This window comes from Kitasatospora sp. MAP12-44 (assembly GCF_029892095.1).
Taxonomy (GTDB): domain Bacteria; phylum Actinomycetota; class Actinomycetes; order Streptomycetales; family Streptomycetaceae; genus Kitasatospora.
Map to the genome: position 1 here is coordinate 875567 of NZ_JARZAE010000004.1, position 26699 is coordinate 902265.

General features: G+C 73.3%; 11 protein-coding genes. 3 read left to right on the forward strand and 8 right to left on the reverse strand.

The window, feature by feature from the left end; genetic code table 11:
* Positions 1–16: 16 nt before the first annotated feature.
* Both P3T34_RS04850 and P3T34_RS04855 read right to left on the reverse strand, forming a co-directional pair.
* Complete coding sequence (locus tag P3T34_RS04850; RefSeq protein ID WP_280664726.1) at positions 17–2155, reverse strand: radical SAM protein; 2139 nt, start codon at positions 2153–2155, stop codon at positions 17–19.
* On the reverse strand, positions 2152–3711 hold the full coding sequence (locus P3T34_RS04855; protein WP_280664727.1) for an NAD(P)/FAD-dependent oxidoreductase: 1560 nt from the start codon (positions 3709–3711) through the stop codon (positions 2152–2154). The genes P3T34_RS04850 and P3T34_RS04855 overlap by 4 nt, the downstream gene beginning before the upstream one ends.
* A gap of 320 nt (positions 3712–4031) precedes the next feature.
* Here P3T34_RS04855 and P3T34_RS04860 point away from each other — a divergent pair, with 320 nt between their 5' ends.
* The 3 genes from P3T34_RS04860 (at position 4032) to P3T34_RS04870 (ending at position 6497) form a co-directional block, all read left to right on the forward strand.
* Positions 4032–4490 (forward strand): hypothetical protein, encoded by a 459-nt coding sequence (locus P3T34_RS04860; protein WP_280664728.1) that lies wholly within the window; start codon positions 4032–4034, stop codon positions 4488–4490.
* An 85-nt stretch (positions 4491–4575) separates the two neighbouring features.
* The gene (locus tag P3T34_RS04865; protein WP_280664729.1) at positions 4576–5049 is read left to right on the forward strand and encodes a hypothetical protein; all 474 of its coding nucleotides are present in this window, start codon (positions 4576–4578) and stop codon (positions 5047–5049) included.
* Between the two features lie 140 nt (positions 5050–5189).
* The gene (locus P3T34_RS04870; RefSeq protein WP_280664730.1) at positions 5190–6497 is read left to right on the forward strand and encodes a cation:proton antiporter; all 1308 of its coding nucleotides are present in this window, start codon (positions 5190–5192) and stop codon (positions 6495–6497) included.
* Here P3T34_RS04870 and P3T34_RS04875 read toward each other — a convergent pair.
* From P3T34_RS04875 to P3T34_RS04900, 6 genes are read right to left on the reverse strand one after another with little or no spacing between them, the layout of a single operon-like run.
* Positions 6466–7173, reverse strand: a complete 708-nt coding sequence (locus P3T34_RS04875; RefSeq protein WP_280664731.1) for a class I SAM-dependent methyltransferase — start codon at positions 7171–7173, stop codon at positions 6466–6468. The two genes, P3T34_RS04870 and P3T34_RS04875, sit on opposite strands and share 32 nt — an antisense overlap.
* A 60-nt stretch (positions 7174–7233) precedes the next feature.
* Positions 7234–7986: an alpha/beta fold hydrolase gene (locus tag P3T34_RS04880; RefSeq protein WP_280664732.1), complete on the reverse strand. Its 753-nt coding sequence runs from the start codon at positions 7984–7986 to the stop codon at positions 7234–7236.
* Complete coding sequence (locus P3T34_RS04885) at positions 7983–9101, reverse strand: Gfo/Idh/MocA family oxidoreductase (protein WP_280664733.1); 1119 nt, start codon at positions 9099–9101, stop codon at positions 7983–7985. The genes P3T34_RS04880 and P3T34_RS04885 overlap by 4 nt, the downstream gene beginning before the upstream one ends.
* On the reverse strand, positions 9098–10243 hold the full coding sequence (locus tag P3T34_RS04890) for a saccharopine dehydrogenase NADP-binding domain-containing protein (RefSeq protein ID WP_280664734.1): 1146 nt from the start codon (positions 10241–10243) through the stop codon (positions 9098–9100). The genes P3T34_RS04885 and P3T34_RS04890 overlap by 4 nt, the downstream gene beginning before the upstream one ends.
* A complete protein-coding gene (locus P3T34_RS04895; protein WP_280664735.1) occupies positions 10240–15786 on the reverse strand; it encodes a non-ribosomal peptide synthetase in 5547 nt (1848 codons plus the stop codon). Before P3T34_RS04895 ends, P3T34_RS04890 begins: the two co-directional genes overlap by 4 nt.
* The gene (locus tag P3T34_RS04900) at positions 15783–26606 is read right to left on the reverse strand and encodes a non-ribosomal peptide synthetase (RefSeq protein ID WP_280664736.1); all 10824 of its coding nucleotides are present in this window, start codon (positions 26604–26606) and stop codon (positions 15783–15785) included. The genes P3T34_RS04895 and P3T34_RS04900 overlap by 4 nt, the downstream gene beginning before the upstream one ends.
* Between the last annotated feature and the right edge of the window lie 93 nt (positions 26607–26699).

A 26699-nucleotide genomic window follows, 5' to 3' on the forward strand; every position in this document is an offset into this window, starting at 1 on the left:
GGCGGAAATGCGTGCGCTACGTCCTACCGCCCAGGTCTGCGACCAGGCATGATGGAGTCGACACCCTGCCGACCGTCCAGTCGACGGCGGCCTCCCGCAGGGGGGAGACCAGGCCGCGCCAGACCAGGACCACGAACCGGCTGAACGAGTAGCTCGGGTGGAAGTCCTGCAGGAAGACCGGCGCCGCGCTGATCCGGCCGGTGATCTCGCCGTCCTGCGGGCAGTCGAGCTCGGGCGGCAGGTCGCCAGCGTCCCTGAGCAGGCGCATCAGGTCGGCCGGCAGCCGGAAGTCCAGCGGCTCGGCCACCCCGGTGGCCATCGCGCGGAAGACCGCCCCCGCGGCCAGATCCAACTCCCGTGCGGCCCGCAGGGATTCGCCCTGCGGTCGGCACTCCTCGGGCAGTGACCGGAGCAGCACCGCGACCGCCTCGTCCAGGAAGCGCGCCAGAGTGTCGGGGTCGCGTACCAGGCGGTGCAGGATCGCCTCGTAGTGGGTCTCCTGGCGGCCGTACAACTCACCGCTGCCGACGGCGATATTGAGCTCGCCCTCGATCAACTCCCGGTCCATCCGGTCGGGTTGCGACCAGGAGTCCCGGTAGTTGCGGGCGATGGCACCGGCCACCGGGTCGTGCTCCCGCTCGAAGAGGAAGTCGCGCAGCAGCTCGCACAGGTCGACCATCCGGACGCCGCCGCTCGCGTGCAGCAGACGAAGAGTGCAGCGCAGCAGGGACTTCTGGAAGAGGTACAGGCAGAACCTGAACTCCAGTCCGCGCAGCCACTCCTGTTCGGTCATCGTCGCGTGGCTCACCACGGTGTCGCCGGTCAGCTCGGGGTCGCTGACGTCGACCGGCAGGTGGCGGACCACGACCTTCTGGTCCTGCCTGAACTTCTCCCGGGTGTAGTCGGTGTTGTTCAGCAGCAGCAGCGGGAAGATGATCGGCGCTCCGCCCGCGGTCAGCACCTCCTCCGTACCGGTGAGGAAGCTGTCGTAGGTCTCGCCGGGCATCCCCCAGATCAGATCGGTGTAGGTGGGGATGCCCAGGTCGCGGAACTCGGCTTGCAGCTTGCGGAAGTTGTCCACCCTGATGTTCGACCGGTTGGCCAGTTCGAGGGCATCCGCGCTGAAGGACTGCGCCGACAGCGTCACCGGAGCCAGCAGCCCGCCGTCGCGCAGCAGGCCGGCCATCTGCACGATCCGCTTGTTGCAGTTCTTCGCCCAGGTGACGAAGAAGTCGACCCGCTTGCCGTACCGCTCGCAGGTGTCCACCAGCATCCGGGCGATGTCGACGTCCCGGGGCAGGATGCCGAAGTTGGCATCCGCCAGGGCCAGCATCATGTGCGGACCGGCCAGCCGGATGATCCGGTCCAGGTCCGCCTCGATCCGCTCCATCGGGAACTGGCGGACCTTGGAGTTGGTCGCACCGCCCCAGTAGCAGAACGCGCAGCCGTACGGGCAGCCCCGGTTGGTCTCGTAGACCAGCAGGGAGGTCGCGGCCAGTTCGGCGTCCGAGTAGACGGAGATCGGTGAGGGCACGGCGGACAGGTCGGCGATGCGGTCGGCGGCCTTGGTGGTGACGAGCCGGCGGTGCGCCCCGGCGCCGGCCCAGTAGCTGAGGCCGTCGATCGACGCGAGACCGTCGAGGCCGTCGAGGCCGTCCCGGTCGTCGCGGCCGTCGAGACCGTCGCGGCCGCGCAGCAGTGAGCGCAGCAGCTCGACGAAGCGGAACTCGCCGTCCCCGTGCACCAGGACGTCCGTCCACGGCGCCTCGGCGAAGAGCGCGTCCTGCTGGTAGCTGACGTCGTTGCCGCCCATCACGATGTGGCAGCCGGGCCAGGCCTGCTTGACGCGCCGGGCGAGCTCGACGGACTTGGCCCGGTTCCAGAAGTAGACCGTGAAGGCCACCACCAGCGGGTCGTCCAGTGCCGCCAGCACCTGCTCGCAGACCTGCTCGAAGGCCGGGCCCCGGGACAGCAGGGCGTGCCGGACGAACGTGCAGCCGGCTGCGACCTCCGGGTCGGCCTGGGCGGCCGCCTGCAGATAGCCCAGCGTCGGGCTGTAGTTGGCGCCCGCGATCGCGGTCAGGTCCACCAGATGCACCTGGCGGGTGCGGGCGGCTGCCGCTCGGGGGGACGGGGTGCCGATGGCCGCCGTCACCTGGTCACGCTCAGGCCGGACGCGTCCAGGCCGGGCGCGGCCACGGGCTCGGACTCGACGCGCTCGGACTCGACGCGCTCGGACTCGGCGGGGCGCGGCGGGCGCAGCCGTCCGCCGACGGCGGCGGGCTCCTCGCGCCGCAGGCCCAGGCGCGGTGAAGTGACCAGCCGCAGCTGCGAGCCGTCGTCCCAGAGGTCGCGCGGCATGATCTCGACCAGGCCGAGACGGTCCTCGTCGGTGGCGGTGTCCGTGGCGGTGTCCGTAGCGGTGTCGGCGTCGGTGGCGGTGGCACTCGCCACTTCCGCCTGCTCGGGGCCCCGGCCGTGCTTGGCGTCGAAGAGGTCCGAGACGCCGGCGACGATCTCGACGAAGGCCGAGTTGCTGGGCCGGCCGACCGGCGCGGTGGGCAGGCCGGTCAGCCGCTGCGCGAGCCAGAAGTAGCCGGCCTGGCCCTGGTACTGGTCGTACATGCGGGCCACCATGGCGAGCATCCGGCTGTACGCATGACGGTAGAGCGACTCGTAGAACGCGCTCGCCTCGCTCTCCTGGACCTCGCCGTCCAGCACCGCGACGATCGAGGCGGCGGCGAGCAGCGCGCTGTACGAGGCTAGGTGCACCCCGCTGGAGAGCAGCGGGTCGAGGAAGCAGGCCGCGTCGCCGGCCACGAAGTACCCGGGGCCGCAGAAGTCGGCCGAGACGTAGGAGTAGTCCTGCTCGACCTTCGCGTCGGAGATCCGGGTGTCACCGGCCAGCAGGGTGCGGAGCGTGTCGGACTCGTCGACGAGCTCGGTGAGCAGGCCTTCCAGCGAGTCGTGCGCCCGGCGCCGCTCACGGAAGGCGGTCTCGTGCATGACGAATCCGACGCTGCGGCGGCCGCCCCGCAGCGGGATGACCCAGTACCAGCCGTCCGGGGAGGAGATGATGTTGCTGCCGCCCTGCGGGGTGCCCGGCAGCAGCTCCTCGCCGTCCCAGTAGCCCCAGATCGCGACGTTGCGGAACACCTCGTGCCGCGTGCGGTTCCTGAAGTGCTGCGCCGTGAGCACCCCGGCGCGCCCCGAGGCGTCGACGACGAAGTCGAAGCGGGTGGTGCGCAGCTCCTCGGGGGCGTCGCCGCTCACCCACTCGGCGGCGACCGGCCGGTCGCCGTCGAACACGATCCGCTTGACGGCGGCGTTCTCGACCACCCGGGCGCCCTGCTTGGCGGCGTTCTTCAGCAGGAGGTGGTCGAATTCCGAGCGGTCGACCGACCAGGACCGTACTTCGGGCCCGAACATCTTGGTCCAGTCCGCGCACCAGTCCTTCTCGGTGCCCCAGCGGAAGAGACCGCCGTGCTTGCTCATGAAACCGAAATCATCGACCTCCTGCACGGCGCCGGCGAGCTCCAGGACCGCCCGGCAGGACGAGGCCAGGGCCTCTCCGATGTGATAGCGCGGAAACACCTCCTTCTCCAGGAGCAGCACGTCCACGCCCGAGCGGGCGAGCAGGGCCGCAGCGAGGGAGCCGGCCGGGCCACCGCCGATGACCAGTACCGTAGCGTCAGTTGAACACAACTCCATGGGGCACTCCATTGGATTGTCATCACCAGAACGGCGCTCACCCTAGAGGCCGAGCCGACTGGTTTCCCACTTGCCACTGGGCCATACGGGTGAACTGGTGATGGTCGTACAGAAATAGGAGTTCGTTCGCAGAGTGAGAACAGAGACTAAACCTCCGCGAGTTCACGCGAATGGATGAAGTGATTGATCATGATGCATGGTCAACTACGGCTATAGTTCTGACTGTTCGCGCACGTCGTTTGAATTCCAGGCGCTGGATGGGCGACCTTTGCGTGAGCATTCGCTGAAGTGTTCGTCCACGCAGAAAGGCGTCGTCTTCCATGATCTCGACCCGACGGCTCGTGATGTCCGTCCTGTGCACCACCACCCTCACCGCTGCCCTGGTCGCGGCCTCCCCCGCCGTGGCCCTCGCCCCGGCCTCGCACCGTGCCGACGCCTGTGGCGCGTCGGCCTCGGACGTCGCAGGGACGTTCGCGGGCATCTTCGACAACAACCCCGCCGCCACGCTCTCGGTCACCTTCACCGCGCCCAAGTCGGTCGCCACGCAGTGGTCCGTCCCGGGCTGGAACGGCTCCGGCAAGGGCGAGTACGAGCTCAGCGCGACCGGGCCGGAGTGGACGAACTCCAACACCGTCGACGGCACTCTCACCGGCGTGGACCAGGAGATCTTCCGCAGCGTGAGTGTCACGTGTGCCAACGGCGACAGCCAGGTCACCACGATCGCCGGCCTCGTCGACTCCGGCAAGGCGGAGATCCCGTTCACGATCAACCGCCAGTAGTCCCGGGCGGCCGTCCGCGCGGAGCGGACGGCCTATCGCCTCACCTCACCAGCTGCACTGTGCACTCCATCGAAAGGCGTTTCCCATGATGTCGATCCGACGGCTCGCGCTGCCCCTCGCGTGCGCCACCGCCCTCACCGGCGCCCTCGTGGCAGCCTCCCCCGCCGTGGCCCTCCAGCCGGCACAGCTCCGCGCCCCCGCCTGCGGCGCTATGGACCAGGACTTCAACGGGGCCTTCGCGGGCACCTTCGACCAAGCCCCCGGCGACACCATCAACGTCTCGTTCGCCGCGCCCCAGTCGGCCGAGACGAACTGGACCGTCGAGGGCTGGACGGGCCACGGCAAGGGCACCTTCGAGCTCACCGCCGGCGGAATCAAGTGGAACAACTCCGACCTGATCGCCGGCCCGGCCACCGGCGTGGACACCGAGCAGTTCCACAGCACGGCCATCAGCTGTGACACCGGCACGAGCGAGGTCAGCACCATCCGTGGCGAGGTCACCGCTCCGACCCCCGACGGCACGGTGAAGTACCCGTTCACGGTCGTCCGCCAGAGTTAGCACGGCGGCGCGTTCACTAGGGCGGGCCGGGTCGCAGCCTCAACGGCGGCCCGGCCCGCCGCAGTTATGTGCCGCGAGGGGTCGATACGTCGGCTGTGACAGTAAGCTGATGGACCATCAGTTCGGCTTGGGAGGATCAGGTGAACACCGAACACCTGGCCGCGGAGGCGATCCTGGCCACCGGGGCGATCACCGCCTTGAGCGCACTCGCCGCGCCACTCTGCCGGCGGCTCGGACAACCCCTCGTGGTAGGGCAGTTGGTCATGGGTGTGGCGCTCGGGCTGCTGCCGGGCCGGCTCACCCGGCTGCTGTTCCCGCCCGACGTCCTGCCGTTCCTCACCGTCATCGCGCAACTCGGCCTCGTACTCTTCCTGTTCTCCGTCGGCTACGAGCTCGACCTGCACACCCTGCACCGTCGCGGACGCACCGTCCTGCTGGTGTCGGCGGGCAGCCTCGGGGTGCCGCTGCTGCTGGGCGGGGCGCTGGGGTGGGCACTGTCGGACGCGAAGCTGCTCGGCAGCGCGGCGGGGGTCCGACCCGGCCCGGCCATCCTGTTCGTCGCCGTGGCGCTGTCGATCACGGCGGTCCCGGTGCTGGCCGGCATCATCCGGGAGCGCGCGCTCACCGCGAGCACGCCCGGGGTGACGGCGATGGCCTCCGCCGGAATCACCGACGCGATCGGGTGGTTGCTGCTCGCCGCCGCGGTCGCTGCCGCCACCACCGGCCACCAGTCCGGGTCCGTGCCGCTCGCCTTCGCCGGCTATCTGCTGGCGCTGGTCCTGGTCGTGCGGCCGGCGCTGCGCCGGTGGATGCGCCGGGCCCGACCGGCCGGACGCGATCTGGCGCCCGTGGTCATCGCGGTGCTGATGCTCTCCGCGCGGTGCACCTCCCAGCTCGGCCTGCACGCCGTCTTCGGCGCGCTGGCCATCGGGGTGCTGATGCCGCGCGACCCGGACGGATCGCCCGACCCCCAGCTGCGGCACTCGGTGGAACGGGCCGGCTCGGCCCTGCTGCCGCTCTTCTTCGTGGTCACCGGCCTGACGGTGAGGATCGGCCAACTGTCCGGTCGGGACTGGCTGATCCTCGGCGTCGTCGTGGTGCTGGCGACCGCCGGCAAGCTCGCGGGCGGGGCGGTGGCGGCCCGGATCGGCGGGCTGGGCCGGCGGGAGTCCCTGATCGTCGGGACCCTGCTCAACACCCGGGGACTGACCGAGCTGATCGCCCTGAACACCGGCTGGAGCGCCGGGCTGATCGGACGCCACCTCTACACCGTCCTGGTGCTGATGGCACTCATCACCACCATGCTGACCGGCCCGCTGCTCTCACTGCTCGGCATCCCGGTCCCGAGATCGGGACCGGGATCGGAGCCGGGGTCGGAGCCGGGAGCGGCGGGCCGCCCTGCGGTGCCCCGTGCGCTCAGAGCAGCAGAACGCCGAGCTCGGGCGTGATCTGCTTGGCCGTCAGACCGGTCTCGGCGGCCAGGTCCTCGATGCCGAAGGTGTACCACTCGTGGGTGACGTCGATCTCGCGCACCACGGCACCGCCGCGCAGCACCCGCCAGGTGGCGGACCAGCGCATCTGCTCCGGACCGCACGGCTCACCGGAGAGCCAGGCCTCGTACTCCTGCTCGCCGAGCCGCTGGCGGGCGATCCGCATCGGGGCGACGGTCTGCGGGGTCCGGACGGCCATCAGCTCCACCACGATCGGCGCACCGGCCGGCAGCCGCGAGGTGAGCCGGCTCCAGAACTCGGCGCGTTCGGCCCGGTCCAGGTAGCCGAGCACTCCGCAGATCACCGCGGCCGAGAGCCGGTCCGGCAGCTCCACGTCCTGCGCGCTGCCGGCCACCACGGTGACCCGGCCGCGCAGGTCCTCGTCCCGGACCACCCGGCTGGTCAGCGCGGTCCGCATCGCGGGTGACGGCTCGACGGCCAGGATCCGGGCCTGCGGCAGGGTCCGCGCGATGACCTCGGTCGAGCGGCCGGTGCCGGCGCCGAGGTCCAGCACCGGCCCGTGGCCCGTGTCGGTCCCGGCGAGCGCCGCCGCGAGCAGCGGATCGCTCTGCGTCCAGCGCTGCACTCCGACCAGGTCGTAGAACTCGGCGGTGGGAGAGTAGTAGTCGATCACTTTTGCGCATTCCTCCGTGAACGTGAAGACGTGAAGACGTGAAGAAGCCGACAGGCGGGATCAGCGGGCAGCCGGCACCGGGAGCAGGCAGGCGGCGAGCGCCGCCAGCACGCGCTCGCGGTGCGGCACCAGGTAGAAGTGGTCGCCGGGGAAGGTCCGCAGCGCGAACGGGCCGGTGGTGCAGTGGGCCCAGTCCCGGGCCTGGTCGAGGGTCAGCTCGGTGTCGTGCTCGGCGGCGAACGCGGTCACCGGGCAGCCGAGCAGCCGGCCGGGCGCCGGGCGGTAGGTCTCGATGAGCTGGTAGTCGGCCCGGATCACCGGCGCCAGCAGCTGCCACAGCTCGGCGTCCGCGAGCAGCAGCCGGCTGCTGCCGCCCAGCCGCGCGAGCTCCGCCCGCAGGGCCTCGTCGCCGCCCAGGTGGACCGTCCCGGCGACTACGTGCTCGACCGGCTCGCGTGCGGAGACGACCAGGTGGACGGGCTCGGGCCGGCCGCGGTCGGCCGAGCGCAGCGCCACCTCGTGCGCGAGGGCGGCGCCCATGCTGTGGCCGAACAGCGCGAGCGGACGGTCGTCGAGGCCGGCCAGCTCGTCCGCGAGCGCGTCGGCCGTCGCGCTCAGGTCGGTGAGCAGCGGTTCGGTGAACCGGTCCTCCCGGCCGGGGTACTGGACGGCCAGCAGCTCGATCCACGGCGGCAGCAGCTCGGGCCAGCCGCGGAACGCTCCGGCGCCGCTGCCCGCGTGCGGGAAGCAGACCAGCCGTACGGTGGCGGCCGGGCGGGGCCGGTAGCAGCGCAGCCAGGGGCTGGAGGTCATGCGGGCTCCATGGTCAGGTCGGCGGGGTGGACGGGCGGGGTGTGCGTTCCGCTGATCAGCTCGGGCCTGCCGAGACGGGTCGTCAGGTCCAGCCACATCCGGCTGACCGTCAGGGTGTACTGGCCGCCTGGTGACGCCTGGCCGTCCTCGGCGATCGCCGCGCGCAGCTCGTCCAGCGCCAGGCGGACGGCGGCCGGCCAGAGTTCGCCGAAGGTGCGGCGGAACGGCTGCGGCTGCTCGGCGCCCAGCAGGGTGGTGGTCGGCTGGTCCAGGTGCCCGGTGCCGGGGCCGTCCAGCGCGAGCTGCCCGTCCGCGTCCCGGCCGACGTGCAGCCGCGGGCTCCACAGCACCGGGCCGTGGGTGTCGGCGAGCGTGAGCGTGCCGGCGTCGGTGCCCAGCGAGACGCGGTGCAGCAGGTGCGCGTGGTTGTCGGGGTCGCCCGGGTCGAGCTGGTTCTGCACCCGCAGGGTGAGCGGCACCCCGGCGATCACCCCGTGCACCAGCCGGAAGGGCACCGGCACGCCGGTGGCGGCCCGCACCTCGGCGACCGGCGCCGGATCGGTGAACGCCCACGGGCCGAGCCCGCCCAGCGCCCGCCCGAGGATGTCCAGCAGGGGGAAGAGCACCTGGCTCGAACACGCGGCATCCACGAACTGGACGGTCCGCAGGGCCCGCAGTGACCGGGCGGCGGCCAGGAAGCGGCGCACCGGTTCCACGTGCGGGTAGAAGGAGTTGAGCCGGTAGCGCACGCCGTACGTACGCGCCAGGCGCAGGCAGGCCGCGACCTCGTCCGGGTGGGCCGGCTGCTCCTGGAGCACGTGCACGCCCCGCGCGAGCAGCGCCTGCGCCAACTCGCCGCCCGGACCGCCTGCCACCGCCGAGCGGACCACCACGCAGGCCACGTCGGTGTCCTCGGGGAGCTGGTCGACCCGCGTGTAGTACGGCACGCCGTACTCCGCCGCGCAGGCGCGCGAGCGCGCACCGCCGCCGGCCAGCACCCCCGTCAGCTCGAAGGGCGACGCCGGCGGGGCGGTCCGCAGGGCCTCCAGGTAGAACCGGCCGAACACCGTTCCGCAGACCACCGTGCGCAGCGCGCCCGGCGCCGACCCGGTCACAACGCACCTACGGAGGTGGCGAGTTCGACCGGTCCGTAGGAGACGTCCAGGGTCGCCCCGGCCGTTGCGGCGGCCCGGCCGACGGTCGTCTCGGGGTCCAGCACCTCGGCCGCGAAGTGCAGCCCGGCCGGGACCTCGCCGGCCAGCGTGGCGGCCACCGCCAGCGCGCCGACGGCGGCGGTGAGCCGGTAGCTGTCGCCGGTGCCGAGCACGGCGGTGACCGCCCCGGCCGGCGACTCCAGCGCGAACACCATGCGGTAGTACGGTCGGTGGCCCGCCAGGTCCAACTCGGCCGCGGTGACCAGCCGGTCGGCGGCATCCTGGAGCGGGGCCCCGCCACCGGCCAGGGCCGCGAGCACGGCCGGCACCCGGTGGCCCGGGAACACGTTGTACCAGTCGAGTTCGTCCAGGCCCAGCGCCAGGGCGAGCCGCTCGGACTCCGTGCTCAGGTAGGGGTGCAGGGCCACCGGGGCGGGGAAGAAGGGCAGTTGGGCCGCGTCCTGGGCGCACAGCGCCCGGCTGACCCGGCGGCCCGCGCGCCAGGCCGCCCGCGACTCGCCAAATGGGAGCAGCACCTCGGCCGGATCGCCGCCAGTACCAAGTGAGAGCACCAGGTCGGCCGCCACGGTCCGGCTGCACCGCTCAAGACCGCCCGCCCACACCGTCAACCGCCCGCCGGCGCCGGGCCGTTGCTCGCAGAGCCAGCGCGGCAGCAGCCCGGACAGCCCCGGCAGCATGCCCGCCGACAGCACCGCGCTGCGCCCGAGCGCCGCCAGGTCCGTGCCGCGCAGCTGCTCGTACGCCGGGTCGTCGCCCGCGACGTCCACATAGTCGGCCCCGGCGGCGAGCGCCGCCAGGGCGACCCGCCCCCGCACCTCGTACGACGGCCCCGCGCAGTTCAGCACGACCGCGCAGCCCGCGCAGAACGCCGCCAGGCTCGCGGCGTCCGCCAGATCCACCGCGACCGTCTCGACCGTCTCGACCGAGCTGGTGGCCAGCTGGGAGGCGACCGCCGCCAACGCGTCGACCCGCCGCCCGCCCAGGCGCAGCCGCCGGACCCCGTGCCCGCCCAGCGCGGCCGCCGCGGCCCGGCCGACCACGCCCGAGGCGCCCAGCACCCCGACCGGCCCGGACCCGCTCACGCGGCGCCACCGCCGAGCTCCAGCAGCCCGCGCACCGCCGCCGCCCGCGAGCCGGCCATGCACCCGAAGTGGTCGCCGGCGATGTCCCGCACGCGCAGCTCGCCCAGGCAGACGCGCTGCCAGTAGGCGCTCATGTCCTCCTGCAAACCGGGCAGGAAGCCGTATGTCCCGGTGTGCCGCAGGAAGGTGATGTCCCCGACGTAGGGGTCCGGCCGGTAGCGGGTGACCGCGAACAGGCTGTGCCGGAAGATCTGGTACTGCCGGGCGAGTTGGCCGCGGTCCAGCGGCGATCGGTGGCCGCCGCCACCAGCCGTCGGCAGCAGCTCGGCGGCCTGCGCGATGGCCGCCAGCCGCTCCTCGGGAGAGCGCCCGGCCAGCCGGGCGAAGGCCTCGCCGACCGCCGCCGAGTCGCCGCCGAGGGCGGCCAGCGCACCGGCGCCGAGCCGCCCTGGCGTGCTCGCGAGCACGGTGTCGATGGCCCGGCCCAGCGCCGCCGCGTCCGCCGGGAAGCCGACCGCACCCGGGTCCACGCCCAGCGAGAGCGCGAAGGTGTACTCGGCAAGCAGGTCCTCGTGCACCTCGAAGGCGGGCCGGTAGCAGCTGATAACGGTCAGCTGCTCGACCTCGGCCCCGCCCTCGGCGAGCGCTCTGGCCACCTCCGTGGCGATCAGCCCGCCCATGCAGTAGCCGACCACCTGGAAGCGCCGCTCGTCCCCGGCCAGCAGCTGCCGGGCGTACTCCCCGCCCAGCCGGCTGATCAGCAGCGCCGGGTCCGACTCCAGGTAGCGGGCCGGGGAGCCGGCCTCAAGCCCGATCAGCGAGCCGGTCGCGGGCCGCCTGCGGTACTCCTCCAGCAGGGCCTGGTACGGCAGCAGCGTGCCGCTCCCGTCGTGCACCAGGACGGTGGTCGGCGCGTCCGTCCGGCCCGCGCGCAGCAGGGTCGGCGCGCCCGGGCGGTCGTCGCCCCGGGCCGGCGGGCCGGCGGCGGCCGCGCCGCGCAGGAAGCCCGCGAGCGCCGCCACGGTCGGGCGCTGCAGCATCTGGCGCAGCAGCTGCTCCCACTCCACCCCGGCGGCCGCCGGTTCGCTCTCCCTGAGCCGTCCGACCAGTCGGGCCACCAGCAGCGAATCGCCGCCGAGCTTGAAGAAGTCGTCGTCCCGGCCGACTCCGGTGCGCTCCAGCACCTCGCCCCAGAGCGCGGCGATCCGGCGTTCGAGCTCGTCGGCCGGCTCCGCCGACGCGACCGCGACCGCCTGGCGGCCGGGCGCGGCGGGCTCGGGCAGCCGTCCGCGCAGCAGCGCCCGGTCGATCTTGCCGTTGGGGGTGAGCGGGAAGGCGTCCAGGATCTCCAGGTGGGCCGGCAGCATGTGCTCGGGCAGCAGGTCGGCGAGATGGCGGGTCAGCTCGCCGTGGGTCAGCCGGGCCCGATCGGTCTTCACCCGGGAGAAGAACAGCTGCTGCCCGGCCTGGGCCAGCACGTCGTCCGGCGCGGGGAAGCAGAACTGCAGGTCGGCGCCGGCCTGTTCGAGCAGCCCGGTCCACTGGTGGTGGGTCAGGAAGGTCTGGTCGGCCGCCTCCCGCAGGTCGGTGAAGCCGCCGCTCAGCCCGTCGACGAACTCCATCGACACCAGCAGCGGGTGGCGTTCCACGGTGGCCTCCATGAACACCAGCCACCCGCCCGGCGCCAGCAGCTCGCGCAGCCGGCTCAGCGCCAGCGCGGCGTCCTTGGCGTTGTGCAGGACGTTGGCGCAGAGGATCACGTCGAAGCCGTTGGCCGCCAGGCCCTGCCCGGCGGCGTCCGCGTTGACGTCGAAGAGCCCGTAGCGTACCCAGGGGTAGGGCTCGAAGCGCTTGCGGGCCTCGCCCAGGAAGAACTGCGAGATGTCGGTGAAGAGGTAGTCCACCTCGAAGCCGGCGAGCGCCGGGATCAGGTCGGTGCTGGTGCCCCCGACACCCGCGCCGACCTCCAGGATCCGCAGCGGACCGGGCGCCGCGTGCGAGGCGGCCAGCTCGCGCAGGCCGGCCACGGCGACCTGGTTGAGCGTGCGGCTCACCAGGTTGTCCCGGTACGCGGCCTCGGCCACGTCCAGGTTGCCCTGCGGGAAGAGCAGTTCGAGCGGGTCCTCCTCGCCGCGCAGCAGCTCGGGCAGGTGCTCGCTGCTGGTGCGCACCAGGCGCAGCAGGTCGGCGCCGTAGTCCAGCCGGCGGCCCAACTCCTCGACGCGCTGCCAGCCCTGCTCCGGGTCCACCGGGTCGGTGGCCGGCAGCCCGCTGTAGCGGCCGGTGGCCGGATCGTGGCGCAGCCGGCCCGCGCGGGTGAGCGCGCGCAGCCAGCGGCGGACCGCCCGGGTGTGCCGGGCGTGCGCGCCGAGCGCGGCCGCGGCCTCCGCGGCGGTGTGGGCGGCGGCCGGGTCGGCGAAGAGTCCGGCGGCGCGCAGCGTACGGGCGATGGCGGCGAGTGCGACCTCGTCGGTGAGCGCCAGGAAGCCGGCCAGCTGCTCGCGGTCGACCGCCGCGCCGGCGATGGCCGCCGCCTCCCCTGCGGCGCGGACGACGGCCGCCGGGGCCTGCGGCAGCGGCGGGTCGGTGCGCACGGTGGTGGCGAAGGCCGCCAGCCGCCGGTGCGCCGGATCGTCGCCGCAGACCAGGGCCACCGCCGACGCCACCGCGGGGTGCGCCTCGACGGCCGCGGCGAGTTCGGCCGGCTCGACCCGGTGGCCGCGGATCTTCACCTGGTCGTCCACCCGCCCCAGCAACTCGATGGCGCCGTCCGGGAGATAGCGCCCGAGGTCGCCGGTGCGGTACATTCGCGCGCCGTCGCGGGGGTGGACGCGGAAGCGCTCGGCGGTCCTGGTCGGGTCGCCGAGGTAGCCGAGGGCCAGGCCCGCTCCGGTGATGTACAGCTCGCCCGGGACGAGGTCGGGGCAGTCGAGCAGCGCGGCGTCCAGGACGTGCCAGCCCTGGTTGGCCAGCGGCCTGCCGTACGGGACACTGGGCGCGGTGAGCCGCCGCGGGTCGATCGGGTGGGCGATCGACCAGATCGCCGCCTCGGTCGCACCGCCGAGGCCGACCAGCTCGCAGCCTGGCAAGCGGCCGGCCATGCGCTGAGCCAGCGGGACGGGGATCCAGTCGCCGGAGAGCAGCGCGAGGCGCAGCGAGGACAGGTCGGCGCCCGCGTCAGCGCTCAGGTAGGTGTCCAGCAGCTGCAGCTGGGCGGGGACGGAGTTCCACAGGGTGACCCGGTGCCGGGCGATCAGCTCCGCCCAGTGCGCGGGGTCGGCGCGGCGCCCGGCGTCGGGCAGCACCAGGCAGCCGCCGCGGGAGAGCGGGCCGAAGACGTCGTACACCGAGAGGTCGAAGCCGAGGGCGGCGAGGCCGAGCACACGGTCCTGCGGGCCGACGCCGTACCGGTCGTTGACGTCCAGGACGGTGTTCAGCGCGGCCCGGTGGCTGATCATCACGCCCTTGGGGGTCCCGGTGGAGCCCGAGGTGTAGATCACATATGCGAGGTCGTCCGGCGCGGTCGCGGGGGTCGGCGCCGGTCCCGCCGGCTCCGCCGCCGCGTCGACCGTCAGGACGCGCAGACCGGCCGGCAGGTCGGCCGCCGACCACGGCTGGGTGAGCACCGTCCGGACCCCGGCGCCGGCCAGCATGGCGTTGCGGCGGGCGGCGGGCTGGTCGGTGTCGATCGGCAGGTAGGCGGCGCCGGCCAGCAGGGTCGCGAGGACGGCGACCACCTGCTCCCAGCCCTTGTCCATCACCACGGCGACGACCTGGCCCGCCGGGTCGCCCTCGGCAGCCAGCGCCTCGGCCACTGCGGTTGCCCTGGAGAGGAGTTGACGATAGGTCAGCTCGGTGGCGCCGGCGATCACGGCCGTCCGGTCGGGGGTGGCGAGTGCCTGGGCGAGCACGGCGGCGTGCAGCGGCTGCTCGGGCAGCGGGCGGTCCGTCCGGTTGGCCTCCGCGCGCCGCGAACGCTGGACGGCCGGCAGCTCCACCACGGAGGGCGCCTGCCAGGCCGGGTCGGAGGTGGCCAGCCGGAGCACGGCGGCCTCGAAGGCGGCGAAGGCGGCCTCGGCCAGGCCGTCGGGGAAGACGTCCCGCCGGACGTCCCAGCCGAGCAACAGGGTGTCCTGGTGCTCCATCACCTGGCAGTCGATCCACACGTGCGGGGTGCGGCTGGACCCGAGGACGATCTCGCCCTCGCGCAGCCGGGGCAGCTCCTCGGCCGGCCCGGACTCCCCGTCGCCGAGGCCCACGGTGCTGGTGAACACCACCGGCATCAGCGCGGCGTCCTGGCCGCGCCGCCGGGCGAGCTCGCGCAGCACCTCGACGCCCGAGCACATCCGGTGGTCCAGGTCCTGCCACAGCTGCGCCTGGGTGGCCGCCGCGCGGGAGGCGAAGGAGCCGCCCGCCGACCAGTCCACGCTCAGCAGTTCGACCGAGGTGAAGTCACCGACCAGCCGGCCGGCCTCCGGGTGCAGCGGCAGCCGGTTGAACATCGGCAGGTCCAGGGTGAACCGGGAGCTGCCGCTCCATCGGCCGATCACCTCCGCGTACGCCGCGAGCACGGCGACGGTGGGCGTCACATCGTGCGCGGCCGCCCGGCGGCGCAGCTCCTGCCAGGCGGGCCCGTCCAGTCGGGACTGCAGCCGCTCGAAGCGCGGCATCTCCCCCGCCACTCCTCCTGCCCCGCCGCGCTCGCGGACCGGCAGCGCCGGTGCGGGTGCCAGCGCGTCGGGGGCGTCGGCGTCCAACCGGTTCCACCAGTACGCGCGATCGCGCTCGAACCGGCCCTCGCGCAGCCGCCGTTCGGCCGTCAGGTAGTCCCGGTAGCGCACGGTCGGCTCGGGCGCCGCCGCGCTGCCCGGTCGCAGGCAGAGCTGCTCCAACTCGCCCAGCAGCAGCTGGACACTGGCGTAGTCGCAGATCAGCAGGTCGATCGAGAGATGGACCAGCAGGTCGTGATCGGTCCGGGTCACTCGCAGGTCGTGCAGCGGCCACTGCTCGGGACGGTAGTCGCGGGTGGCGAGAGCGGCGCGGGTGCGCTCGACCTGGTGGCGCAGGGCGGCCTCGTCGGCGCCCCGCAGATCCGCGATCTCGACGGGCAGCTCGGGCACCCGCGCCAGCACCTGCTGGTAGCCGTCCGGGTGCACGACTGTCCGCAGGGCGTCGTGCCGGTCCACCAACTCACGCCAGGCATCCGCTACTTGCTGCGGATCGCAGGCCGGGAAGCGCACCTCCAGGTACGCCTGGCAGCCGACGCCCCCGTACTCGTAGGCGCTGCTGCGGCCGAGCAGGTACGCCGACTGCACGTCGGTCAGCGGGAACGGCTCGTACCGGGCCGCCGGGTCGGCTGTCAGCCGGGGCCCGGCCGCGCCTCGCCGCAGCTCTTCGAGCACGGCCGGCTTGTGCTGCCGCAGGCGCGCGAGCCGCTCCTCGGTCATCACATGGCGCGGCGCCCGGTAGCGCAGCAGGCCGTCCTCCTCCCACAACCGCACGCCGATGTTCTCAAGTTCACCAATGAGCTCAACTACCGTCACAGCTCGCCCTCCTCCGTGTCTTCGGCCTCGAAAGCGAGGCGCTGGCGCTCGATGAACGTCGCAAGTCCTGCGACCGTGGGCTCGCTGAGTAGTTGACGCAGGGACAGCTCGCAGCCGAACCGCTCGCGCACCCGCTGGACCAGCCGTGTCGCCTGTAGGCTGTCGCCGCCCAGGGCGAAGAAGCCCGCGTCGCGCGGTACGGCGGGCCGGCCCAGCAGCTCGCCCCAGAGCTCGGCGAGCGCGGTCTCGACCGGGCCGCGCGGCGCCTGCGCGCCCTGCCCGGCGGCGGCCTCCGGTGCGGTCGGTGGTGGTGGTCTGAGCGCGCTGCGGTCGACTTTGCCGTTGGCGGTCAGCGGGAGCCCGTCGAGCAGGGTGAGGCCGGACGGGCGGGCGTACGGCGGCAACCGGTCGACCAGGGAGGCCAGTAGCTCGGGCGCCTGCACGCCGGCGTGGCCGTCGGTGGTGTCCTCCGTGTCCTCCGTGGTGACGAAGGCGTGCAGCCGGTAGCCGCCGCGCTCGCCGACCGGCACCACCACGGCCTGGCGTACGGCGGGGTGGGCGGTGAGGGCCGCCTCGATCTCACCCAACTCGATCCGATGACCGCTGACCTTCAGCTGATGGTCGGTACGACCCAGGAACTCCAGCCTGCCATCCGGACGGTAGCGACCCAGATCCCCCGTCCGATACCACCGACCACCCCCGTACTCCACGAACTTCTCCGCCGTACGCACCGGATCACCCCGATACCCCAGCGCCACCCCCGCCCCACCGATCCACAACTCACCAGGCACCCAGTCCGGACAATCCCGGCCCTGCGAACCCACCACCCGGAACCACTGATTACGCAACGGAAACCCATACGGAATCGACGGCCACCCGGCCGGCACCCCCTCAACCTCCCACGCATTGGACCAGATCGACGCCTCCGTCGCCCCACCCAGCGCCACCAACCGACACCCCGGCAACCGCTCCTTCAGGTCCAACCCCACCCAGTCACCCGACACCAACGCCAACCGCAACCCCGGCACCGGACCCCGCGCAGCCGCCAACAACATCTCCAACAGCATCGGCACGCTGTTCCACACCGACACCCGATGCTCAACGATCAACTCCAACCACCGCTGCGCATCCCGCCGTTCACCCTCCCCGATCAACACCACAGAGCCACCCACCGACAACGGACCGAAGATGTCGAACACCGAAAGATCGAAATCCAACGCCGACACCGCCAACACCCGATCCTCCGCACCCACCCCAAAACGCTCACTGACGTCCGTGACGGTGTTCAACGCCGACTGATGCGCGATCTCCACACCCTTCGGCTCACCCGTCGAACCCGAAGTGAAGATGACATACGCCAACGCCTCACCCCCCAACTCCACCGGCGCGTCCAAGGGTTGGTACCCGTCGGCCGCGCCCGGCTCCGACAGCGTGATCCGCACGCCGCCGGATGCGAGCATCCGCTCCCGGCGGGCGGCCGGCTGGTCCGGGCCGATCGGCAGGTAGGCCGCCCCGGCGGCGAGCACCCCCAGGACGGCGGCGATCTGGTCGGGGCCCTTCGGCAGCGACACCGCCACCGGTTCGCCCGATCGCACACCTCGCGCGCGCAGCATGGCGGCGATCCGCAGCGCGCGGTCGGCCAGCCGGCCATAGGTCAACTGGCCATGGTCCAGCTGCTCTTCAGTTCCCCAACGCAGAGCGCAGCGGCCGGGTTCGGCGGCGGCCCGCTCGAAGAAGCCCGCGTGCAGCAGCCCGGTCGGCAGCGGCCCGACGGTGGCGTTGACCCGCGCGCGCACCGAGCGCTGGTCCGGGGGCGGCAGCACGGCCAGCTGCTCGGACCAGTCCGCGCGGCAGACCCGGTCGAGCAGCTCACCGTGGGCGGCGAACATCGCGTCCAGCAACCCGCCGGGGAACAGCTCCTCGACCGCGTCCCAGCTGAGTTGCAGGCCGCCGTCGCGGACCATCACCTGCTCGTCGAGCCAGACCTGCGGGGTCTGCGACACGCTCCACACCGGTCGGCGCAGCGCGCTGCTGAGTGCGTCGTCCACGCCCAGGGCGCTGGTGAAGACCACCGGCAGCGAGGCCTCGGCGGCACCGTCGGAGCCCGCGGCCTCGCGCAGCAGTCCCAGGATCGGCGCACCCCGGTGGTCCAGGTCGCGCCACAGCCGGTCCTGCAGACGTCGGACCGCGGACTCGAACGACTCGGCGGGGACGGGCTGGTGGGCCACCGGCAGCAGGGAGGTGAAGTCGCCGAGCACCCGGTCGATGTCGGGGTGCACGTCCCGGCGGTCGAAGAGGGTGAGCGCGACGGTCAGTTCCGGCTGCGCGCTCCAGGTGGCGAGCACCTGCGCGTAGCACGCGAGCAGCACGGCGGACGGGGTGAACCCGTGCTGCCGAGCCCGCGCCTGGAGCGCCTGCCACTGCTCGGGGGCCAGCCGGCTCTCGCGCCGTACGAAGCGGGGGCGGGCGACGGCGGCCGGGTCCACCGCCAGCGGTAGCGCGGGGGGCGGCGGCAGCGTGGGAACCCGCCCGCGCCAGTGGTCGAGCGAACGCTCGGCGTCGGCCGGGGAGGGCGCGAGCTGGCAGACGTAGTCGCGGAAGGACACGCCGATCGGCGGGAGTTGGGCCTGCGGGTCACGGTAGAGCAGGTCGAGTTCGGAGAAGAGGATCATCATGCTCAGTCCGTCGACGAGCAGGTAGTCGAGCCCTACGCAGACCCGCGCACGGCCGTCCCCGTGGCGGACGGCGCGTACGTCGAACAGCGGCCAGCGCGAGGGGTCGAGGATCCGGTGGGACAGCTCCTCACGCAGCGCGTCCGGCCCGGCCTCGGGGGCGTCGAGCACCGGGATGGCCAGGCCTGGCACCTCGGGCAGGATCCGCTGGCTGCCGTCCTCGTCGAAGACCGCGCGCAGCATCTCGTGGCGGGCGATCAGCCGGTCCCAGGCCGCCTCCAGGCGGGCGAGGTCGAGCCCGCTCTCGTCGAACTCGCAGTAGTAGTAGGAGCCCACGCCGCCGAGGGTGAAGGCCGCCGACCGCCCGACCCAGTAGGCGCGTTGCAGTTCGGTGGGCGGGAACGGCTGGTGGCGGGCCGCCGGATCGGCCTCGATGGCGGCGGACGGGACGGGCGGCGCCTGCAACGCCAGCGTGGCGGCGAAGTCGGCGAGCAACGGCGCGGTGAAGAGTCCGCTGATCGCGGCCTGCGCCGCACCCGCCGCGCGCAGCCGGGCCACCACCTTGGTGGCGAGCAGCGAGTCGCCGCCCAGGGCGAAGAAGTCACTGTCCCGCGAGGGCTCGGGCACGCCCAGCGCCTCGGCCCAGACTGTGCACACCAGCCGCTCGGCGGGCGTGCGGGGAGCCTCGCCGCCGGTCGTCGCGACCGGGGCGACCGGGGCGGCGGCGAGCGCGGACCGGTCCACCTTGCCGTTGGCGGTCAGCGGGAGCGCGTCCCAGAGCGTGACGGTGTGCGGCACCGCGTGCCTGGGCAGGCGCTCGGCGAGGAAGGCGAGCAGCTCCCGCGCGGTGGCCGAGCCTTCCTTCGGCACGGCGTGCGCCACCAGGCGCCGCCGCTGGGCACTGTCGTCGGCGGTCACCACGGCCTGGCGTACAGCGGGGTGAGCGGCGAGAGCCGCCTCGATCTCACCCAACTCGATCCGATGACCGCTGACCTTCAGCTGATGGTCGGTACGACCCAGGAACTCCAGCCTGCCATCCGGACGGTAGCGACCCAGATCCCCCGTCCGATACCACCGACCACCCCCGTACTCCACGAACTTCTCCGCCGTACGCACCGGATCACCCCGATACCCCAGCGCCACCCCCGCCCCACCGATCCACAACTCACCAGGCACCCAGTCCGGACAATCCCGGCCCTGCGAACCCACCACCCGGAACCACTGATTACGCAACGGAAACCCATACGGAATCGACGGCCACCCGGCCGGCACCCCCTCAACCTCCCACGCATTGGACCAGATCGACGCCTCCGTCGCCCCACCCAGCGCCACCAACCGACACCCCGGCAACCGCTCCTTCAGGTCCAACCCCACCCAGTCACCCGACACCAACGCCAACCGCAACCCCGGCACCGGACCCCGCGCAGCCGCCAACAACATCTCCAACAGCATCGGCACGCTGTTCCACACCGACACCCGATGCTCAACGATCAACTCCAACCACCGCTGCGCATCCCGCCGTTCACCCTCCCCGATCAACACCACAGAGCCACCCACCGACAACGGACCGAAGATGTCGAACACCGAAAGATCGAAATCCAACGCCGACACCGCCAACACCCGATCCTCCGCACCCACCCCAAAACGCTCACTGACGTCCGTGACGGTGTTCAACGCCGACTGATGCGCGATCTCCACACCCTTCGGCTCACCCGTCGAACCCGAAGTGAAGATGACATACGCCAACGCCTCACCCCCCAACTCCACCGGGCCGTACCCGTCGTGGCCTGCGGCATCGCCGACGGACAGCACGGTGACGCCCTCGGGGGCCTGCTCAAGGCGGGCCGTCGTGGTCAGCACGCAGTCGACCCCGGCACCCGAGTAGAGCCGCTCCCGGCGCGCGGCCGGCTGGTCCACCCCGATCGGCACATACGCCGCGCCCGCCGCCAACACGCCCAGCACAGCCGCGAGTTGCTCCGGCCCCTTGGGCAGGTGCACCGCCACCGCGCAGCCAGGACGGATGCCGTGCGCGTGCAGCAGCCCGGCGATCTGCCGTGCCCGCAGAGCGAGTTCGCCGTAGCCGAGGCGGCCGCCGGCCCATACGCAGGCCGTCCGGTCCGGCGCCTGGCGGGCGTGCGCGAAGAAGCGCTCGTGCAGCGCGGTGCGCGCGAGCGGCCCCGAGGTGGCGTTGACGCGGGTCCGGACGGCGAGCTGCGCGGCGGGCAGCAGGTCCGGGACACCGGCGGTCCAGTCGGACTCGGCAAGCCGGTCCAGCAGATCACCGTAGGCGGCGAACATCGCGTCCAGCACGTCGGCGGGCAGCAGTTGCTCCACCGCGTCCCAGTCGTAGTGCAGGCCGCGCGCCGAGTCGTAGACCTGGTTGTCGAGCCAGGTCTGCGGGGTCTGCGAGACGCCCCAGACCCGGGGCAGCAGCCAGTCGGCGAGGTCGAGCGACAGCGCGCGCGGCGTACCCAGCGCGCTGGTGAACACCACCGGCATGCCCTGGTCCGGCATGCCCTGGTCCGGCGTGCCCGAGGCCCTGGCCAGCTCGCGCACCACCCGGACCGCCGACCAGGCCCGGTGGCTCAGGTCCTGCCCGAGGCGCTGCTGCAGGGCCCGGGCCCGGTCGAGGAACCCGGCGCCCGGCTCGGGCTGGTAGGCGACCAGCAGCAGCGAGGTGAAGTCGCCCACGATGTCGTCGACGCCCGGGTGGACGTCCTGCCGGTCGAACAGCGTGAGGTTGACGGTGAGTTCGGGGCTGCTGCTCCAGCGTCCGAGCACCTCGGCGTAGCAGGCGAGCAGCACGGCCGAGGGCGTCAGCCCGTACGCCCGGGCGCGGCTGGTGACGGCCTGCCAGCGGTCGGCCGGCAGCAGCCCGGACCGCCGTACGAAGCGCGGGGTACCCACCTCGGACGGGTGGGCGGCGAGCGGCAGCCGGGGCGCGGGCGGCAGGTCGGCGAGCCGGTCCTGCCAGTAGCGTCGCGCCGTGTCCGACTCGGCGGCGGGCACCGGCCGCAGCAGGTAGTCGCGGAACGACAGGCCGTCGACGGGCCGCAGCACGGCGTCCGGCGCGTGGTAGAGCTGCTCGAGCTCGGCAAGGACGATCATCATGCTGCGGCCGTCCAGCACGATGTTCTCCAGGCTCACCCCCAGCCGCACGCGCTGCTCGCCGTCGCGCTCGTAGACCAGTGCGCGCAGGTCGACCAGGGGCCAGCGGGCAGGGTCGCGGACCTGGTGGGACATGGCCGCGCGGAACGCGGCCAGCGCCTCCTCGGCCTCGTCCCGCGCCGCGTACCCGACCGGGATCGGCACGTGCGGGACCTCGGCGAGGATGCGCTGCTCGCCGTGCTCGTCGAAGACCGCGCGCAGCATCTCGTGCCGCGCGATCAGCTGGTTCCAGGCCGCCTCCAGGCGGGCGAGGTCGAGTCCGGTGCCGTCGAACTCCGTGTAGTAGTGCGCTCCCACGCCGCCCAGCGGCAGCCCCACCGCTCGGCCGGTCCAGTACGCGCGCTGGACGTCGGTGGGCGGGAAGGGGTCGTGGCGGTGCTCGGGATCGGCGGTGACCGCGTCGGCGGCTGGGCTCGGCGGGCGGGTCGACGGCTGGGTTGCGGCCGCTGCTGCGAGGTCCTTCAGTACGGGGGACGAGAACACCGCGGCCAGGTCCAGCTCAAGACCGGACTCGCGCAGCCGCCGCACCAGGCGGGTCGCCAGCAGCGAGTCACCGCCGAGGCCGAAGAAGTTCTGCTCGCGCCCGACCCCGGTCAGTCCGAGCACCTCGCACCAGGCGGCGGCGATCGCGCTCTCCAGCGGGCCGGACGGCGGCTCGCCGACGGCCGGCCCGGCCGGCACCGTGCTGGAGGTGGGCAGCAGGCGCAGCAGGGCCGCGCGGTCCACCTTGCCGTTGGCGGTGATCGGCAGCGCTGTCGCGCCGAACAGGTGGTCGGGGATCATCGCGGCCGGCAGCCGGGCGGCCAGCCACTCGCGGATCGCCTGCTCGGTCGGCAGGCCCGCCTCGGCGGTCCTGGTGGCGCGCAGCAGCACCTGCCCGTCCATACGGTCGGCGCCGGACGCGCCGGACCCGGCGGGGCGCAGGCCCGCGTCGGCCAGCACCTGCCGCCACTCCCCGGCCGGCAGCAGCGGGGTGCGCCGCGCCCGGCGTACGGGGTCGAGCCGGGTGAAGCCGCGGGTCGGGAGAGCAGCAGCGATCAGGGCGAGCGGCGGGAGTACGGTCCGCTCCAGCGCCAGCAGCAGGCCGCCCGGCGCGAGCAGCAGGACCGCGAGCTGCGCGCCGGTCGCCGAATCGGCGTAGCCGTGCAGGGAGTTGTCCGCCACCACCACGTCGAACCGGCTCAGCAGTTCGGCCGGCAGCAGGCCGGTCGGCAGGCGGTGGTAGGCGAACCGGCCGGGGGTGTCGGTGAGCAGCTCCGCGGCCGCACCGAGCCGGGCGGCGGACTCGTCGAGCAGGGTGTAGCGGTGCTCGCCGGCTCGGGCGGCCAGCCCCAGCGCGGTGCGGCCGCCGCTCGCGCCGAGCACGGCGATCTCCAACACGCCGCTCCCGGCCGGGAGTTCGGAGAGGAGGGCGACCACCGCGAGCTGCGCGCCAGGTGCGACGGCCGCGAGCGCCTCGGGAGCGAGCACGGGGTCGTCGAGCAGGACCAGGGGGTCGAGCTCGCCGCGGGCGACGGCGGCCAGGTCGCCGAGCCGCTGGCGCAACCGCCGTGCCACCGGGGCGAGTTGATCGTCAGGGGTGCCGGCGTCGGCGCAGACGGCGGCCAGCTTGGGGCCCGCCGCGTAGCCGTCCCGCTCGACGGTGAGGACGTCGCGGGCGGCGAGCCAGTCGAACCAGAGTCGGAGCAGCGGTTGCCACTCCTCTGGTGCGCCCCAACGGCGGGCCAGCTCGGCGAGCGGGGCCGGCTCGGCGGTGATGCCCGCCTCGTCGGCGGCCAGGCGGGCGAGCACCCATTCCACCAACTGAGCCTCCGCGCCATGCGGTTCGGCCGACAGCGGCACGTCGCTCGGCGCTGCCGCAAGGGCGGGGACGGAGACAGGACTGGCCGTGATCACCGCCAGCAGGCGCTTGGCCCGGTCCTCGCCGACCGCGGCGACCGTGCAGTGGCCGATCGCCGGGTGCGAGCGGAGTGCCGACTCGATCTCGCCCGGCTCGGTCCGCACCCCGCGGATCTTGAGCTGCTGGTCGATCCGCCCCAGGAACTCCAGGGTGCCGTCCGGCCAGTAGCGCCCCCGGTCACCGGTCCGATACCAGCGTTCACCCTCGTGGGTGACGAACTTCGCCGCCGTCAGCCCGGCGTCACCGAGGTAGCCGAGCGCCACGCCCGCACCGCCGATCCACAGCTCGCCGGCCACCCGGTCGGGGCGGTCGAGGCCGTCCGGTCCGACCACGCGGAAACGCTGGTTGCGCAGCGGGAACCCGTACGGCACGGAGGTCCAGCTCGCGGGTACCTCGGTCACCTCGTAGTAGTTCGACCAGATGGCCGCCTCGGTCGCCCCGCCGAGGGCGACGAAGCGGCTCCCACTCTGCGTCGCCAGCCGGCCCGGCAGGTCGAGGCCGATCCAGTCGCCCGACACCAGGGCCAGCCGCAGCCCATCAACCACCGTCGCCGTACTCGCCGTACTCGCCGCACTCGCCGTGAGCAGCATGTCGAGCAGGACCGGGACGGAGTTCCACACTGTCACCCGGTGGCGCGTGATCAGCTCCGCCCAGGCACCGGGGTCGCGCCGCTGCGACTCGTCCGGCAGCACGACGGCGCCACCTGCGGCGAGGAGGCCGAAGAGGTCGTAGACCGACAGGTCGAAGTCGAGTGCGGACACGGCGAGTACGCGGTCGGACGGGCCGACCGAGAAGCGCTCGTTGATGTCCTCCACGGTGTTCACGGCCGCGCCATGGGAGACCTGGACGCCCTTCGGCTCGCCGGTCGTGCCCGAGGTGAAGATCACGTAGGCGGGGGCCTCCGCGCTCACCGGGACGGGCTCGGCCAGCGGCGGGTGCTCCACCGCCGACCCGAGGTCGAGGACCTGCACTCCCGGCGGCAGGTCGGCCGGGGCGGGCATCTCGGCGAGCAGCAGCCGCAGGCCGGCCCGTTCCAGGATGCGCCGCCGACGCCGGGCGGGCTGGTCGATCCCCACGGGGACGTACGCGCCGCCCGCGGCGAGCACGCCGAGCACCGCCGCGACCTGGTCGGCGCCCCGGGCGGCCGAGACCGCGACGGGCTCGCCCGGACGCAGCCCGCGAGCGAGCAGGGCCGCCGCCACGCCGAGCGCGCGTCGGGCCAGCGAGCCGTAGCCGACCGCCGAGTCCGTACCCCACAACAGCGCCGGGGCGTCCGGTACTTGTGCCGCACGGGCGAAGAAGCCCTCGTGCAGCAGGCGGCCCGAACGGGGTGCGGCGGTGGCGTTGACGCGCTCCCGCACGGACCGCTGCCGGGCGGGCAGGGCCGGCCGCGCCGGGGCGGACCAGTCGGCGTCAGCCGAGGCCTGACGGTCGATCAACTCCCGGTAGCAGGCGAACATGTCGACGACCAGCTCGGGCGGGAAGAGTTCGTCGACCGAGTCCCAGCACAGCTCTACGCCGCCCCCGGACTCGTACACCTGGTGGTCCAGCCAGACCTGCGGGGTCTGCGAGATCATCCATCCCAACTCGCCCAGCACCGACCGCACTTCGTCACCGGCCAGCTCCTCCCCCAGGGTGCAGGCGAACACCACTGGCGCCCGCCGCGGCTCGTCCGGACGCTCCCGGGCAAGGTCGCGCAGCACCTCGACGCCGGAGTACGCGCTGTGGGCGGCACCGGCCCTGAACTCCTCCTGGAGGAAACGGGCGCGCTCCAGGAACGAGGAGCCGGCCGTCAGGTCCACGGTGACCAGCAGCAGATTGGTGAAGTCGGCCACCATGTCGCAGACGGCGGGGTGGCCGCTGTCGCGGTCGAACAGCGGCAGGCTGAGCAGGAAGCGCGGGCTCTCGCTGAACGATCCGAGCACCTCGGCGTAGGCGGCGGCTAGCGCCATCGCCGGAGTCGTCCCGCCCTGCCGGGCGCGGCGGCTGAAGCGCTGCCAGGCGTCCGGCTCCAGGCGGTGGCGGCGGCGCGTGAACCGGGGCGGTCCGAGATCGGCCGGGTCGCAGGCCAGCGGGAGCACCGGTCCGTCGGGGAGGTCGGCGAGGCGGCCCTGCCAGTACGTCCGCGCCTGCTCGCGGGCCTCGGCGCGGCGGCCCGCCTGGTCGGCCAGGTAGTGCGCGAACCCGAAGTCGTCGACAGCCCAGGGCTGTTCTGGGCAGTCCTGGTGGACCCAGGGGTGTTCGGGTGAGCTGTAGGCGTGGGCCAGGTCGGCCAGCAGAATCCTGATGCTCTCGACGTCCGCGACCAGCAGGTCGACGTTCAGATGGAGCCGGGTGGCCCCGCCCGGCAGCAGCGAGAGCTGCACGTCCAGCACCTCGCCGAGCTCGACCCGCAGCCTGCGGTGCGAGAGGGCGTCGCGGACCGAGGCCAACCGCTCGACCGTCGGCCGCTCCAAGGGGTGGCGCAGGTCGTGCACCGTCAGCCCGGGCCAGTTGCCGCCTGGTGCGATCCGCTGGGTGCCGTCGTCCAGGAACACGGCGCGCAGCATGCCGTGGCGGGCGATCACCGTGCGCACCGCGGCTTCCAGCCGCTCCGGGTCGAGGCTGGAGCCGTCGAACTCGAAGTAGGCGTGGCAGCCCACCGATCCGAGGATCTGGTCGTCGCGCCGGCCGATCCAGTAGGCGTGCTGGACCGGGGTCAGCGGGAAGGGCGCGTCCGGATCGAGGCCCGGCGCGGTCGCGCGGCTCCCGGCGGCCTCCGGTGGCGCGGCGTCCTCGGGCGCCCGCTGCTCGGGCAGGCGCGAGCCGACCAGCGCCGACCACTGCGCGATGGTCGGACGGTCGACCAGCTCAAGGAAGGTGACCGGGACGCCCCGCCGGCGGAACCAGCCCGCCATGCTCATCGTCCGGATCGAGTCCATTCCGAGCTCGGCGAGGTTGTCGCTCTCCTGCAGATCCTGCGGTCTGCGGGAGAGCAGGGCGGCGACCGAAAACCTGATTTCGTCCGCTGTCGGTGATTGCTCGACGGACGGCTCCGCGCCATGCCCAGCCGCCGAAATCCCATACCCCGGTGAAAGCATGCATAGCCCATCGCTAGGACCGCAACGGTGTTGTCCGCTGCTTCAGTTCATGGATTAGTGCGCCCCAGAACTAGTACACCAAGATGACGGGCA